The organism is Leptolyngbya sp. BL0902, from assembly GCF_016403105.1.
Taxonomy (GTDB): Bacteria; Cyanobacteriota; Cyanobacteriia; order Phormidesmidales; family Phormidesmidaceae; genus Nodosilinea.
Window position 1 is genome coordinate 1698117 of record NZ_CP046155.1, and the last position, 14972, is coordinate 1713088.

At 59.4% G+C, this 14972-nt stretch carries 8 protein-coding genes; 6 read left to right on the forward strand and 2 right to left on the reverse strand.

Annotation, left to right across the window (positions count from 1 at the left end; all coding sequences use genetic code 11):
- Positions 1-24: 24 nt before the first annotated feature.
- Positions 25-3486, reverse strand: coding sequence for a PAS domain S-box protein (locus GFS31_RS07655; RefSeq protein WP_198807598.1), 3462 nt, complete (start codon positions 3484-3486; stop codon positions 25-27).
- Positions 3487-4284: 798 nt separating this feature from the next.
- Between GFS31_RS07655 and GFS31_RS07660 the strand changes: the two genes are divergently transcribed.
- From GFS31_RS07660 to GFS31_RS07670, 3 genes are all read left to right on the forward strand, one after another.
- A complete protein-coding gene (locus tag GFS31_RS07660; protein WP_198807599.1) occupies positions 4285-8601 on the forward strand; it encodes a response regulator in 4317 nt (1438 codons plus the stop codon).
- Entirely contained in the window at positions 8598-9752 is a 1155-nt protein-coding gene (locus GFS31_RS07665; protein ID WP_198807600.1) for a response regulator, read from the forward strand. The genes GFS31_RS07660 and GFS31_RS07665 overlap by 4 nt, the downstream gene beginning before the upstream one ends.
- A 175-nt stretch (positions 9753-9927) precedes the next feature.
- Complete coding sequence (locus GFS31_RS07670; RefSeq protein WP_190493176.1) at positions 9928-10170, forward strand: DUF6761 family protein; 243 nt, start codon at positions 9928-9930, stop codon at positions 10168-10170.
- Between the two features lie 222 nt (positions 10171-10392).
- On the opposite strand, the gene GFS31_RS07675 is transcribed toward GFS31_RS07670, so the two are convergent.
- Positions 10393-10740, reverse strand: a complete 348-nt coding sequence (locus tag GFS31_RS07675; protein ID WP_198807601.1) for a hypothetical protein — start codon at positions 10738-10740, stop codon at positions 10393-10395.
- Between the two features lie 114 nt (positions 10741-10854).
- Between GFS31_RS07675 and GFS31_RS07680 the strand changes: the two genes are divergently transcribed.
- The 3 genes from GFS31_RS07680 to GFS31_RS07690 all read left to right on the forward strand — a co-directional run bounded on the left by GFS31_RS07680 (position 10855) and on the right by GFS31_RS07690 (position 14934).
- Positions 10855-11019: a hypothetical protein gene (locus GFS31_RS07680; RefSeq protein ID WP_198807602.1), complete on the forward strand. Its 165-nt coding sequence runs from the start codon at positions 10855-10857 to the stop codon at positions 11017-11019.
- 100 nt (positions 11020-11119) lie between these two features.
- Positions 11120-12946 (forward strand): hypothetical protein, encoded by a 1827-nt coding sequence (locus GFS31_RS07685; protein WP_198807603.1) that lies wholly within the window; start codon positions 11120-11122, stop codon positions 12944-12946.
- Complete coding sequence (locus tag GFS31_RS07690; protein ID WP_198807604.1) at positions 12943-14934, forward strand: DUF3685 domain-containing protein; 1992 nt, start codon at positions 12943-12945, stop codon at positions 14932-14934. The genes GFS31_RS07685 and GFS31_RS07690 overlap by 4 nt, the downstream gene beginning before the upstream one ends.
- Positions 14935-14972 lie beyond the last annotated feature (38 nt).

The window sequence follows — 14972 nt, forward strand, 5'->3', positions numbered from 1 at the left end:
GGAATAATAAGATGGTTGGCAGATCTAGGATAACCTAGGCCGCGTATGCAGCAGGCTGTGAATGATGGTGGCCAGTTGGTTGAGGCGCACGGGCTTGGCCAGGTAGGCATTGGCCCCGGCGGCGAGGCAGCGCTCCTCGTCATTGACCATGGTCAGGGCCGTAAGGGCAATGATGGGGATGTGTTCAAACTGGGGCAGGCGACGCAGGTGGCCGATGGCTGTGAGGCCGTCTACACGGGGCATTTGAATATCCATCAGGATCAGATCGGGTGGGTTAGCCTGGGCTTGGTCGATGGCTTGCTGGCCATCGTAGGCAAAGCGTAGGGCATAGCCCTTGGCCCGCAGGTAGCTGGCGATGGTGCTGATATTCGCTTCATTGTCCTCCGCCAAAAGGATGACTGGGGCAGAGCCAGGATCGGCGGCAGGGGCGCTGCTGTTGGGGCGGTCGGCTTCTGGCTCTGTCAAGTGGAGGTTGGATAGGCTAAAGGCGTCGCAGGGAAGATCGATACTGAAGCAACTGCCCACCCCTAATTCGCTGGTCAGGTTCACCTGGCCACCATGGAGTTCCACAATTTGTTTGACCAGGGTGAGCCCTAGGCCCGTCCCGGTGTATTGACGGTTGAGGGCGCTGTCAATCTGCACAAAGGGGCGAAACAGGCGCTGAATATTTTCTGGGGCAATGCCGATGCCAGTATCGGTGATGGCAAAGCGGAGAAAGGACGGAGAGTGGGCCGTTGCATCGCCGAAGGGTAGGGCAACCGAGGGCGATGGGGGACGGGGAGCATCAACCCCAGGATCAGCGGGGGGGAGGAGCGTCACCGTCAGGGAGATGCGGCCCTGGATGGGGGTAAATTTGACCGCATTGGTCAGCAGGTTAAGCAGGGCTTGGCGCACCCGCCGTTCATCCACCCACAGGTTGGGTAGCTGTGAGGGAATGTGCGCTTCCAGGTGAATTTGCTTCTTTAGCGCCTGCTGTTTGACAAAGGCCAGGGTGGAGGAGCACAACGGAGCCACCGGAACCGAGGCCAAATCTAGCTCAATCTGGCCAGATTCAATCTTAGCGACATCCAAAATGTCATTAATCAGCGAGAGCAGGTGGGACGCGCTCCGCTCTACAGTTTGTAGCGCCTTGATCTGCTCTGGGGTGATGGGGCCAAACACCTCCTCCTGCATCCCCTCGGTCATGCCCATGATGGCGTTGAGGGGAGTCCGCAGTTCGTGGCTCATGTTGGCCAAAAACTCGTCCTTGAGACGGGTGGCGCGGGCTAGTTCTTGGTTAGATTGGGCCAGTTCTTGGTTGGCCTGGGTCAGTTGGGCCTGGGTTTGCTGTCGCTCCGCCAGTTCTCGCTGGAGCTGATCGTAGAGGGTGGCCTGCTGGATGGCGATGGCCAACTGGGCGGACAACTGCTGACCCAGACCAATTTCGTCAGTATCCCAATGGCGGCTGTGGTGACACTGGTGAATGCAGAGCAGCCCCCACAGATCATCCCCGCAGATCAGCGGCAGCACCAGGTTAGCCCGCACCTGAAACTGAGACAACACCGATTGATGGCAGTCTTTCAGAACGGTGATGTCCTCCATGGCGCAGTATCGTCCTTGGATGTATTCCGGCGCGTGGTGCTCACCAAAGCAGTGGTCATGGACGGGAATAGCCAACACCGAGGGTAGCCCCGGCAAAACGGCCTCCGCCACAAAGGTTCCATCGTCGTAGCCGGATGCTGGGTCGAAGCGGAAAATGCCCACCCGGTCGGCCTGGAACACCTGACGAATTTCGCGACAGGCGGTGTCAAAAATTACCTGAAGATCCAGGGATTGGCGAATGTGTTGGGTAATTTCCCGCAACAGCGCCTCCTGTTGAATTTGTTGTTGAATGCGTCCTTCGGTCTGCTTTCGTTCTGTGATGTCTTGGATAACAGCGAGGACGTTCTTGCGGCCTTGGGCATCCACCAGCAGCGTGGTGGTAATGGTGACGATGCGATACAAGCCGTCCCGGTGGCGAATGTTCCACTCCTCAGCCACCGAGTTCTGGCCCTGGTGCATCGCGTCCATGCGTTCCATGGCTCGCTGCCGCGCTTCGGAGTCGGGATACAGGGTTTGGTACCAGCCAAGGTGGTTAATTTCGTCCTGGCTGTAGCCCGTAATCACCTCCATTTGCGGATTCCACACCGAAAAGCGCACAAAGGGGAACCCAGGGCAAGCCTGACAAACACAAATTCCTTCCGTGAGGTGATCCAGAATCAGGCGGCGGAAGGTGTTTTCCTGGTGGATGGCCTCCTCCACTAGGCGGCGTTCGGTGATGTCTGTCACCATAGCTAGGAGGCCGTCGTACTGGCCCTGGTCATTCACAATGGGGCTGATGGACACCAGCACCCACAGCGTGGAACCATCCCGACGCCGCAGCGGCAGTTCATCCAGTGCGGCCTGCCCCGCTGCGCACCGTTGAATCAGGGCCTCCACCTGGGGATGAAACGTCACCTCGATGTAATCGAGCCAAGAGGTGCCGACGATGGCCTCGGCGGTTTGCCCCAGCAGGGCCAGCAGGGTAGGATTCGCCAAAACATGGCGGGCCTCGGCATCCAAAATCCACACCCCCTCGCTGGCGGTTTCGATGATTTGGCGGTAGCGGAGTTCACTCTGGTGGAGGGCCAGGGTGCGCTCGGCCACGCGACGCTCTAGGTCGGCGTTCAGTTCTGCCAGGGCCATTTCCACCTGCTTCAGCTCCGTCACATCCTGCACGGTGCCCTGGGATAGGTAGGGATTGCCGTCATCGTTGTAGAGGGTTTCGCACTGCTCCTGCACATACTTAATGCGGCCATCGGGCAACCGCAGGCGGTGCACCACTTTGTAGGGCTTTCTGTCCCACAGGTGGCGACTGTACGCGGCATGGACAGCGGCCCGATCCTCCGGGTGAATAGCCTGCAAAAAGGCTTCGTAGGAGGCTCCAAATTTTTCAGCGTCAATCTCAAAAATGCGAAAAATTTCCTCCGACCAATGGAGCGTGTTCGTCCACAGATCCATCTCCCAGTGGCCAATCTGGGCAATGCGCTGGGCCTCTCGCAGGCGGCGGTTGGCCAATTGCTGATTCTGATCGACCTGCTTACGCTCGGTAATTTCCATCATGACGCCACACCACCGCATCCCACCCTGGGGCAGCAGCTCTGGTTGGCCGTGGGCGCGTATCCATTTCTCCTGGCCCGCCGGGGTAATAATGCGATACTCCTGGCAAAAGGGTTGCTGATGGGTAGCGCTGGCGGCGAGGGCCGCTCGATAGTCAGCCCGATCCGCCGGGTGAATGGTATCGAAGAAGCGCTGTCCATCCTGGGCTAAATCCGCCGCCGCTAGGCCATAGAGTTCCTGGACTTGGGGGCTGATGTAGGGAACCTGGAAGGTACCCCGGAGAGCCTGCTCCAGAATGTAGAGTGTACCGGGAACCATGTTCACCAGATGGGCCAAGGAATCTCCATCAACCAGGGGAGGGATCGGCATACTGTCCTGTTGGGGGGATGGCATTGGCGGATGGGGGCGCATACGGCAAGCGTCTCAGGCCGGGGTGTGGCGATATCCTCTATCCTATCGCCCTTCTCCCCTCCCAAGTCTCAATTTTTAGGTTGGCTCGCTACTGGGGAATTATGCTGAAAACCGCGATGGAGAACCCGTAGAAATCACGATATCTTTACTCATTGAAGAGAAATTCTAGGGTTTAAATCACCCCACCAAACCACCCTAAATGAATGAGAGATAGCACCGCGATGGTGGATTACTTCAGCAGAGCCATGCACTGTATTCATTCCCCTGATTGGGCTGCATGGCTTCACCTAAAACGATCAAAAACGTCCCCCCGCCTACGAACTAGCCAGACCAATGACTCCGTTCTTCTGCGGATAACAGCCCCTCAGATCTCCGCATTTACCACGAGATTAGATCCAGTGGCCTAGCATATTCTCGGTCACAATCAACGACATTCCGTTTTATAGTGAAGCTAGGAAAAGATTATATTTTCTTAACCATCAAGCTCTGTGACCCACTCCCAGGCTTTAGCCTAGAACGAGATTTTGGGACTTTATTGCCCCCATGATTTAGGACAGCGATAACCTAGCCGCTCACACCACTTTCTGGCTTTTTCTAGCGACGGCTTCTCAATTGTTGACACACTTACATGATTATTCACACTATTGACGTTGCCCTTGGTTTCAATCTCCTAGCCCGACCGTTCCCATCCGTTGTCTTTGGGTGCACTCTGCGCTGAGTCTTGCATTAGTTGAGTTGGTTTAGTCCAGGACAGCCATGGCTTCTGCCTTTTTCATTGACCCCGCCAGCCTTGATCTTGCCGTGGTGCGTAATCCCCTGATGGTAGCGCCCGAAACCCCGCTGGTCGAAGCCATCGCCGCCATGACTCAGACCCGCCAGTCTTGCACCCTAGCCGCCACCCCCGCCAGCCCCCTGGCCCTAGCCGGGGAGGTCAGCTGCATTCTGCTGGTGGAGGCCGATTGCCTGGTCGGCATTGTAACGGAGCGAGATCTGGTGCGCTTTAGTGCCGAGAAGATGGCCCTAGCGGGAAAAACTGTGGCGGAGGTCATGATCTCCCCCGTGATCACCCTGGCCGAGGGCGAATTTACAGACGTATTTATGGCGGCTAATCTCCTGCGGCAGCACCGGATTCGTCATTTGCCCTTGGTGGATGAGGGGGGCAAGGTGACGGGGCTGATTACCCACGAAAGCCTTCAGCAGTTGTTGCGGCCTGTGGATCTGCTGCGGCTGCGGCTGGTGGCGGAGGTGATGACAGGCCCGGTGGTGTGTGCCCCCATCCAGGCTACGGTGCAGGAAATGGCCGAACGGATGGCCCGCCAGCGCATCAGTTCCGTGGTGATTGTGGAGTCTGTGGGGGATCGGGCTATCCCCGTGGGGCTGGTGACAGAGCGAGACATTGTGCATCTCTATGCCCTGGGCTTGGCCTTCGACCAAGTGCAGGCCCAGACCGTCATGGGCCAAATGCTGGTGACGGTGCAGCCCCAGGACAACCTCTGGGACGTGAACACCCTGATGAAGCAGCACCAGGTGAGCCGGGTGGTGGCGGTGGACGAAACGGGACAGGCGGTGGGTATTGTCACCCAAACCACGCTGCTAGAAACCCTCAACCCCCTGGAAATCTATCGCCTGGTGGAAACCCTGGAGGCACGGGTAAGCCACCTAGAGGCGGAAAAAATGGCCCTGTTAGAAGGTCGTCGCGAGAAGCTGGAGCAGCAGGTGCAGCAGCGCACCCAGGAGCTCGAGTCCCAGGCCAGCCGCGAACACCTGGTGCGAGACATTGCCACCCGAATTCGGTCTTCCCTGCGGCTGGACAGCACCCTGGACGCCATTGTGCAGGAGGTGCGGGAGTTCTTAGCCTGTGATCGCACGGTGGTATACCGCTTTGACGCCGACTGGAACGGCACCGTCATTGCCGAATCGGTGGATCCAGACTGGCCCACCATTCAGGGTCGTACCATTGAAGATCCCTGCTTCAAAGATCGGGCGGTGAAGCTGTACCAGCAGGGACTCAAGCGGGCCGTGGATGATATTTTCCATGCGGGCTACCCCGACTGCTACATCGATACCCTGACGCTGTACCATGTGCGGGCCAATTTGGTGGTGCCCATCCTCGTCCAAGATTCCCTATGGGGGCTGTTGATTGGCCACCAGTGCAGCGGCCCCCGCCACTGGCACCGGGCCGATCTCAACTTGCTGGATGACATTGCCGTGCAGATTGCCCTGGCCATTCAGCAGGCCGAACTCTATGAACAGGGGCAGCGGGCTATGGCGGCCCTACAAGACCTCAACCACGAGCTAGAAGCCCGTATTGAGCGCCGCACCATCGAGCTACGGAACAGCGAAGCCCGCCTGCGCCGCCTGTTTGACCAAAACCCGGTGGGCATTGCCGTATCCAACCTCCAGGGGCAGATTACACGGGTCAACAACAGCCTTAAAACCATGCTGGGCTATGCCGAAGCGGAACTGTTGGATCAGTCGATCTATGCCCTGTTAGACGATTCCACGAAGGCCGCGCAACCCTGGCTAGAGGACTTGCAGGACTCCACCCTCTCCATGACCACGCGGGAGGTGACACTGCGATCCGCCAAGCGGCGGCGGGTGTGGGCCACCCTCACCAGCGCCCTGATTTTGGATGCCTTTGGCCACCCTGCCGAGGTGATCCACCTGATCGAAGACATCAGCCTGCGGAAACAGGCGGAGGCCGACCTCACCCGCTATGCCCAGGAGGTGGAAGACCTCTACAACAATGCCCCCTGCGGCTACCATTCCCTGGATGGGGAAGGGCGGTTTGTGCGGATTAACGACACCGAACTGAAATGGCTGGGCTATGAACGCCGCGAGGTGATTGGTCGCCACATTAACTATTTCCTCACGCCAAAATCCCAGGCGTTGTTTGCCGAGTCCTACCCGCGTTTCCATCAGTCGGGCTGGGTGAAGGATCTGGACTTTGAGCTTGTGGCCAAGGACGGCACGATTTTTCCGGTGCTGCTGAGCTCCATGGCGGTGCGGGATGCCCAGGGAAACTACCTCTACAGCCGCACCACCACCTTTGATATGCGGGATCGCAAGCAGGTGGAGTTGGCCCTTCAGGAGAGCGAAGAGAAATTCCGACAACTGGCCGAAAATATTGCCGGGGTGTTTTGGATGCGCGACTTGGCCGGAAACCTGCTGTACGTCAGCCCTGCCTACGAAACCCTGTGGCAGCAGTCCCTTGACAGTCTGAAAGCACGGCCTATTTCCTGGCTAGAAGCCATCCATCCCGAAGACCTCGCCCGCATGAACAGCAACGTGCAGGAAAATCTGGCCTTTGACGAAGAGTATCGGGTTACTCTCCCCGATGGCCGGGTGCGATGGATCCACGACCGGGGATTTGAGGTGCGCAATGCCGAGGGCCGGGTCTATCGCCTCGCGGGCATTGCCGAGGACGTGACCGAACAAAAGCAAGCCGCCCAAAAGCTGCAAGCCACCAACGAACAACTCATCCTCTCCAATGCTGAACTGGCCCGCGCTACCCGCCTCAAGGACGAATTTTTGGCCAACATGAGCCACGAACTGCGCACGCCCCTCAACGCCATCCTGGGGATGACTGAGGGCTTCCAGGAGCAGGTGTTTGGCCCCATGACCCCCGAACAACGCCGCTCCATCGCCACCATCGAGCGTAGCGGGCGGCACCTGCTGGCGCTGATTAACGACATTCTGGATCTCGCCAAAATTGAATCCGGCAAGCTCACCCTGCAACGGGCCGCTGTCCCCGTCTCCTACCTGTGCGACTCTAGCCTTACCTTTGTGCGCCAGCAGGCCACCCAAAAGGAAATCCAGCTCTCGACCCACATCCCGCCCAACCTGCCGGATCTGGTGGTGGATGAACTCCGCATTCGCCAGGTGTTGATTAACCTGCTGAACAACGCCGTGAAGTTTACCCCCAACGGTGGCCAGGTGTCGCTGACGGTGGAGGCCCAGCGGCAACCAGGAGCGGCGTGGATCACCTTTGCCGTCACCGATAGCGGCATTGGCATTGCCCCAGAGGCCATCGGCCAACTGTTCAAACCCTTTACGCAGATCGACAGCGCCCTCAACCGTCAATACACCGGAACGGGACTGGGACTGGCCCTAGTAAAGCAACTGGTGGATCTCCATGGCGGCACCGTCTTTGTTTCCAGTACCCTAGGCCGAGGCAGTTGCTTTACGGTGCGCTTGCCCTACGCTGCCGTGGCCCACACCGAAGATGCTCCTGCCCCCGCCCTGCCCGCCATTCCCGATGGGGCCACCGTGCTGATCGTTGAAGATATGCCCACCGCCGCCGCCCAAGTCAGCCGCTACCTGGAGGAACTGCATCTGCAACCCATCACCTGTACCCGCGCCGAAGAGGCGTTGGCCCTGGTTCAAACGCAGCGGCCCGCCCTGATCATCCTAGATTTGATGCTGCCCGATCTCCCCGGCACCGAAGTGCTGAGCCAGATCAAGGCCGACCCACGCACCCAAGACATTCCGGTGGTGATTACCTCGGTGCTCGACGAGCGATCCCAAAGTTTGGCCCTCGGAGCCTTTGATTACCTGGTCAAGCCCATTAGCCGATCCAGTCTGCACCAGGTGCTCGCCCGGTTGGGTCAAGGGGAATTCCGCCACGATGCATCGGGGGATGCGGCTCCAGCGGGGGCTACCCCAGGCTCCCTCCCCGCCGTTGCGGCCCCACCGACAACGCCCCGCATCCTGCTGGCCGAAGACAACCCAGCCAACGTCGCCACCCTGTCGAGCTATCTCAGGCATCGGGGCTTTCAACTGGTGGTGGCCAGCAATGGCCAAGAGGCCGTTGATCGCTGTGCCACCGAAACCTTCGACCTGATTTTGATGGACATTCAGATGCCGATTTTGGATGGCCTTGCCGCCATCCGCCAACTGCGGGCCATCCCCGCCACCGCCACCGTACCCATCGTTGCCCTCACCGCGTTAGCCATGGCCCATGATCGGGAAAACTGTATAGCAGCAGGAGCGAATGATTACCTCACCAAACCCGTTAGACTGAAATCTCTGGTGGACGTAATGCAGCGCCTTTTAGCGGAGACCCACCCATGACAGCTAACTCTGTTTCCCCCCTGTGGGCGGAAACGCTTCCTTCCATTTTGGTCGTTGACGATGAGATCGATAACTTTGATGTTATCGACACCCTACTGTGCCAGGAAAACTACCAGTTGCACTATGCCTCTGGGGGCCAAGAGGCACTGGATTTGCTCAGCACCTTCAAGCCCGATGTCATCCTGCTGGATGTGATGATGCCCAACATGAGCGGGCTAGAGTTTTGCCGCATCCTCAAGCAGGATAGCCACTGGCGCAACCTGCCCATCATCATGGTCACATCCCTCAGCTCCAAGCAAGACCTGGCCCGCTGCCTCGATGCCGGGGCCGATGACTTCATTGCCAAGCCCGTCAATAGCTCGGAACTGCGGGCTCGGCTCAAATCCATGCTGCGGATTAAACAGCAGTACGACAGCCTCCAAGCCCTGCTGCAACTGCGGGAAGACATGGTGAAAATGATCATCCACGATCTGCGAAATCCGCTCTCCAGCATCATCCTGGCGGCGGAAATTATGCGCTATCCCAACCTGCCGCCGGAAAAGCAGGATCGCAAACTAGAGCAGATCCTCGCCTGTAGCTACGAACTCAAATCCCTGATCGACGACCTCTTGCTGATGTCTAAGCTGGAGTTGGGCAAGCTCACCCTCAATCACCAAACCGTGGATTTGGTGGAATTTTGCCAAGCCGCCCTGGTGGGCATGAACGACGTGGCCAGCCAAAAACACCTGCACCTCGCTTCCCAATTTCCGCCCCCAGGCTCCTATCCCATCCAGGTTGATCCCACCCTGTTCCGGCGGGTACTAGATAACCTGATCTCCAATGCGGTCAAATTTTCCCCCGACGGAGCGGAGATTACCCTTACCGCTGCGTACTCAGCGGACAGCGGGTTCCAGATTTCCATTGCCGACCTTGGCCCCGGCATTGCCCCTGACCTACGCCAAAAAATCTTTGAAAAGTATGAGATTGGTTCCCTCGTCACCGGGGTCAATCAAATTGGCTTGGGTCTGGCCTTCTGCAAAATTGCCGTGGAAGCCCACAACGGCGCTATCTCCGTGGCTGACAACCAGCCCAGGGGCAGCATCTTTATGGTGGATGTGCCCTCAGCTAGCCCGCTACCCCCAACCGCTCCAACAACAACGGCGCTATCCTGAAGTAAGCTTTACCCCTAGGTAGAGCCCTCGATGACACGGATCTTCCTAAGCCTGTCTGGGGCCAACGTATGAAGCTACATTAAGGGGTAGGGTGTTGTTCTCCCAAAAGTGGGAACTTTTTAAAGAAGGGGACGCCTTGATCCCCAGTCGTAGTGGAGCCATAACGAAGGAACCTATGCTTCAGGATGCCAAAGCGGTTCGTTACTACCAGCGGATAACCGATGCCTTTGTAGACCACTGGCACCGAGGCTATCGCACCAGCGACCTCCGCCTGTTCTTGGAAGGCTATCTGGCCGCCCTGCGCCACGCTGATGCCCTAGAACCCTACCTGATTCACCGCCTAGAGGAAGATACCCTGCGCTACCTCAACGACCCCTCTAACTTTGCCGTTCCCCAGGCCGAACCCGAAATTTACTAAGTCCTGGCCCGGTAAACGAGCGCATTGGGCACCGCCCAGGGGAGTACTGCCAAGACCGCCCTAGGGAAGCATGGCCCCGACCCTTGGCCTAGAATGCGGGGTTTTCAGGCTTTGTGGCCTTCGCGTTTTACCCTACAGTCCATCTGTGGCGCACCTTGGGCTATCCATGGCGTCTAGCTCGCATTGCCGCCAGATTTGACCTAGGACACCGACGAAGCCAGCCTAGGAGGGTTCTTCGGGGAAGAAGAAGTCGGTGGATTCTTCGTCCTCATCTTCCTCGGCGGCGGTGTAGCTGCGGTAGTATTCCTCCAGCTCAGCGGCGCTGATAGAGCGCTCGGAGGGATTTTCAAAAAAAGTTTTGACCTTTAGGTAGCGACGCAACCCTTCTGCCCCGGCATCGTGCTGGGTGGCGGCTTTGAAGTCTTCGGGGAAGGTATCGCTGATGTGGAGCCAAGCCTCCTCTAGAATGTCCTCCACGTCTTCGTTGGGCGCGGTTTCAATCAGCGCTTCGAGTCCGTCGAGGATGTCGATGACCTTGAGGATTTCTGGCAGTTGTTCCGAATCAGACATTGAGCCGCGTGCAGGTAAAGGCGAAGGAACCGTCATCCGCTCCCCTGGGGCCGAAGAACTTGAGCGACCGCAGAACTGAGGCAACCAGACGACTTAGGAGAATTTTAGAGGACGATGGGTCAGATTGATCGGCGGCAAGCCTGGATTGACGATCCTGGGATGGGACGGCGGATCGGGCCAACCATGGGATTCGGGGCTGGGGGGCTGGCAGGGGGCCAGGAAGTAGGCCAGGAAGTGGGCCGCAGTCACCCTCCAGAAGAAGGCCCGATGGGCGACTAAAAAGGCGGTTCACTTCTGGCGATTGCTTCTAAAATGTGGCATTGCCTGGGCGCTGGCGATAGCGTCCGGCTTCGTTCTTTTGGCTTGGGTGGGTGAGTCCATGGCGTCTACATCAGCGCGTTCGCGATCCGCATCCTCTGGAGCGCCGAAACAACCGCACTATCGGTCTGAGGCAACTCGTCTGCGTCCCCTTGGCTGGCTGTGGCCGGGTTTGTGGATGGTGCTGCTGACGGGGTCGGGGCTATTTTGCGGGTGGGCCTTGCTGTGGCTAACCCGCATTCCGCCCCTGCCCGACTGCGACCAAATCACCCCCTTCCACTCCTCCAGCGATATGCTGTATTGTGCCCAGGCCCAGGCCCGCACCGGGGAACCCAACAACCTCACCCAGGCGGTGCTGCTCACGGTCAACTGGCCCGCCAACGACACGAACTATGACGAGGCCCAGGAGGTGCTGAAGGACGCCTCGGAGCAAATCCTGGTGTTGGCTAACCGCTGGGCTCAGGCCGGACGCTTGGAGGACGCCATCAGGCTGGCGGGCACGATTCCCCTCAACACCCCCCTGCGATCTTCGGCCCAGGCGGTGATCTTTGAGTGGCGGCAGGACTGGGATCGGGGCCAAGCCCTAGAGGCCAACCTCAAAGCCGCCCTGTCTACCCAAAACTGGGAGCAGGCCAAGGACTATTTGGAGGGGTTTAAGGCGATTTCAAGCCCCTACTGGAATACGAATCGCCTCAATTTTTGGCATCACCAAAACCAGCTTGAGCAACAGGCGTGGAATCAATTGTTACAGGCTCGATCCCTAGCCGCCACAGGAACTTCTGCCGATCTCCAGGCCGCGATTGCCTTGGCCCGCGACATTGACCTTCGCAGCCAGGGGTGGGCCACCGCCGAAACGGAGGTTAACCAGTGGGGCAAGCAACTGCTAGCCCAGGGGCTAACCGAGTGGAACAACGGCAATTCTGAGGCGGCCCTCGCCCTGACTAAGGGCGTGCCTCCGATTCCCGACCTCGACCCAGCGGCGGCGGATTTGCAGCGGTTGGCCCAGGCCCAGCGGTTGATGGCCCACACCGGAGCCGATAACCTCGGTGGCGAACCCCACTATGGCCACCTTCTGAACCTGATGGAGGCTATGGCCGCCGTTCAGCAAATCTCCCCAGGCAGCGCCTTTGCGGCGGCCAGTCAGCCCAACCTCGACACCTGGCACGCCCATCTAGAAGACCTTCAGCGGCTTAAGTTCAGCACAATGGTGGCCAAGGCTGGACGGCGCATGACCTACCAGTGGGCCGAAGCCCAGGCGCTTCAGGTGGAGGTAGAGCGACCCCGACGAATCCAGGGCCAAACTCTCATTTCTACCTGGCGGGCCAACCTCGAACGCATTGAGGATCGCCCCATCCTGATCCAGGCGCGGGCCATCGCCCAGCCAGGGACGATTCCGGCCCTGCGATCCGCCATGGATAGGGCCAGCCAAGTCGAGCTGGGGCGGGCGTTGCGAGGAGAAGCCCAAACCTTAATTGCCGCCTGGCGGGATGAGATCCAGGTGATTGAAGATCGGCCCATGCTGGATGCGGCTGTGGCCCTGGCAAATCAGGGTAAGCTGAGAGAGGCTATCCAAGAAGCCCAAAAAATTGGGGCCAACCGCGCCCTCCATAGCCGCGCCCAAACGCTGGTTCAAGATTGGACGACCGAGCTTCAGATTGCCGAAGATCGACCCATTCTAGATCGGGCCAAAAACCTAGCCTACGCTGGAAGCCTCACAGCCGCCATCAACCTAGCTTCTCAAATTGCCCCAGGCCGCGCCCTCCACGCCGAAGCCCGCAGTGCCATCGCTCGCTGGCAGGCCGAGCGGGCCTACATCTGGTCGATTTGGGAGGCTGAGGGTCGCAGCACCCCTACTAGCGCCAACTCCCCTAGTTCAGACTCAGAATGATCGACTCCCCCCTGCGCCTCATGCTTGTTGACGAGGATCCTGTCTTTCGGATGGGCCTGCGGATTTGGCTAGAGCAGACCGCCGGGTATCGGGTCGTGGCGGAGGCTAGCCAGCCGGAGGAAGCCCTGGCGCTGTTAACCCGTTACCTCGGTGGGGGGTGGTCGGAACTGGATGACAATCAATCCGCCGATCCTGGTCAGGGGGCGGATCAGGCGACGGATCAGGGGGTTGATCTCGTCATTCTTGATCTGGGGTTGGGGACAGGGGCTCCGGCCCAGTCTCCCGGCCTGCAACTCTGCGGCGACATCAAAACCCGCTTCCCCTCCCTGCCTGTGCTGGTGCTCAGCGCCCAAGGGGAACCCATCCTGGCCGCCGCCGCCCAACAGTTGGGGGCCGATGGCTTTGGCCTTCGCAGTATGCCCGTACAAGAATTACGGGCCTGGATAGATCGCCTGAGTGGGCGTTCTCCCCAGCGTGAGGTTGGCCCACCCTTGCGCCCCCCCATCACCTCCCCCATTGGGCCTGCCCCCCCTGGGCCCCCCCCTCGTCTAGGGGAGCGCTGGCCGGAGACGCCTACCCTGGGCCGTCGCCCCTGGGCTTCCCTGCGCCGTTCTCTGCGCCAATCATCCCTTCAGCAAATTGAGGCCGTGATGGCCACCATTGAAGCTGAACAGCGGCGGGGGCGGGCTGACCTATGGACAGAGGCGGTGATGGCCGGACGCTACCGAGAGCTGCGAGCGGCCCACTGGCTGATGACTACCCTGCTGGCCACTCCCACCCTCGATGCGACTCCAACGCCGGATCCTAGGGGAGTCAAAGAATCCCGCCCAGCTCCTGAAGATCGGTGGGAGCTTTCCCAGGCCGCCCCAGGGAGGTCGTCCTTTGAACCCTCGCGTCGTCCCGTGGATGACGCTGGGGGCGATGGCTGGGGGACGGCTTCCCCAGGTCAGACATCGCCAGGTACTCTCATGGTCGAAGCGCCTAGGGCCCTTGTGCGGGGAGACCTATCCACCCTGGTATTTGAGCGGGTGTTTCGCACCTTCCAGGGGCGTCTAGACAACACCAGCCAGATCCCCCAGGAAACGGATATTCTGCGGGAAGACCGGAAACGTGAGCTGCTCTACCTTGCCCTGCGTAAGTTTGAGGATGCCCTGGAGGCCATGCGTCAGGCCAACCTGCCGCATGGGCAACTCACAGAACAAAGCGCTCTGCTGCTGCGAGATGTGTGGGCCGCCACCCTGACCGACTTCTTTGGGCGCTACTACACCCTCCCCATGACGAATCTAGAGCAGCCCGTGGTGCCCACCCTGATGGCCGAGGCCGAGGTGGTGCAGCGGTCGATTCTCAGCCCCATTCCCCTGGTGCCAGACCTGCTGGCGCATCTGTTGTTTTACGACGATCTGGTTATTGACGGCGTTCCCCACGCGGCCACTACCCTTCAAGCGCTCAGTCGCAGCCAGCTTTTGCTAGAGCATTTGTTGCTTCAGGTGGCCAATGGCGTCATTCAGCCGCTGCTTAACTGCTTTGCTGATGTGGAACTGCTGAAGAAAAATCTTTACCAGCGCCGTCTGATGTCCAGCCGCGACATCGAGCGCTTTCGCAACGATCTGTCCTGGCGCTATCGCTGGGATGGTTTAGTAAACGAGCCCAAGGCCATCTTTGAAAGTCAGCATCGTCTGTGGCGCTTCACCGAGCGGGGCATTCAAACCCAGACCATCTACACCCCCCGCCGCGACGAACTCGAAAGCCTGTCGGGGCTGCAACGGCTCGTCACCCTCACCATCGAAGCCCGCGATGCCGTGGCTCCCCGCTTTCGGGCGGCGGTGTCTTTCATGGGCAGCGGCGTAGTCTATGTGCTGACGGACGTGATTGGGCGCGGCATTGGCCTCATTGGCCGAGGAATTTTGCGAGGGGTGGGGAATGCATGGCGCGATCCCCGTTCCCGTGGCCCCGCCCGTCCGCCCAATGACGGGGATCAATCCCTTTGATCCCCAGCCGTTGGGTTTCCGGTTCTTTGATCCCCAGC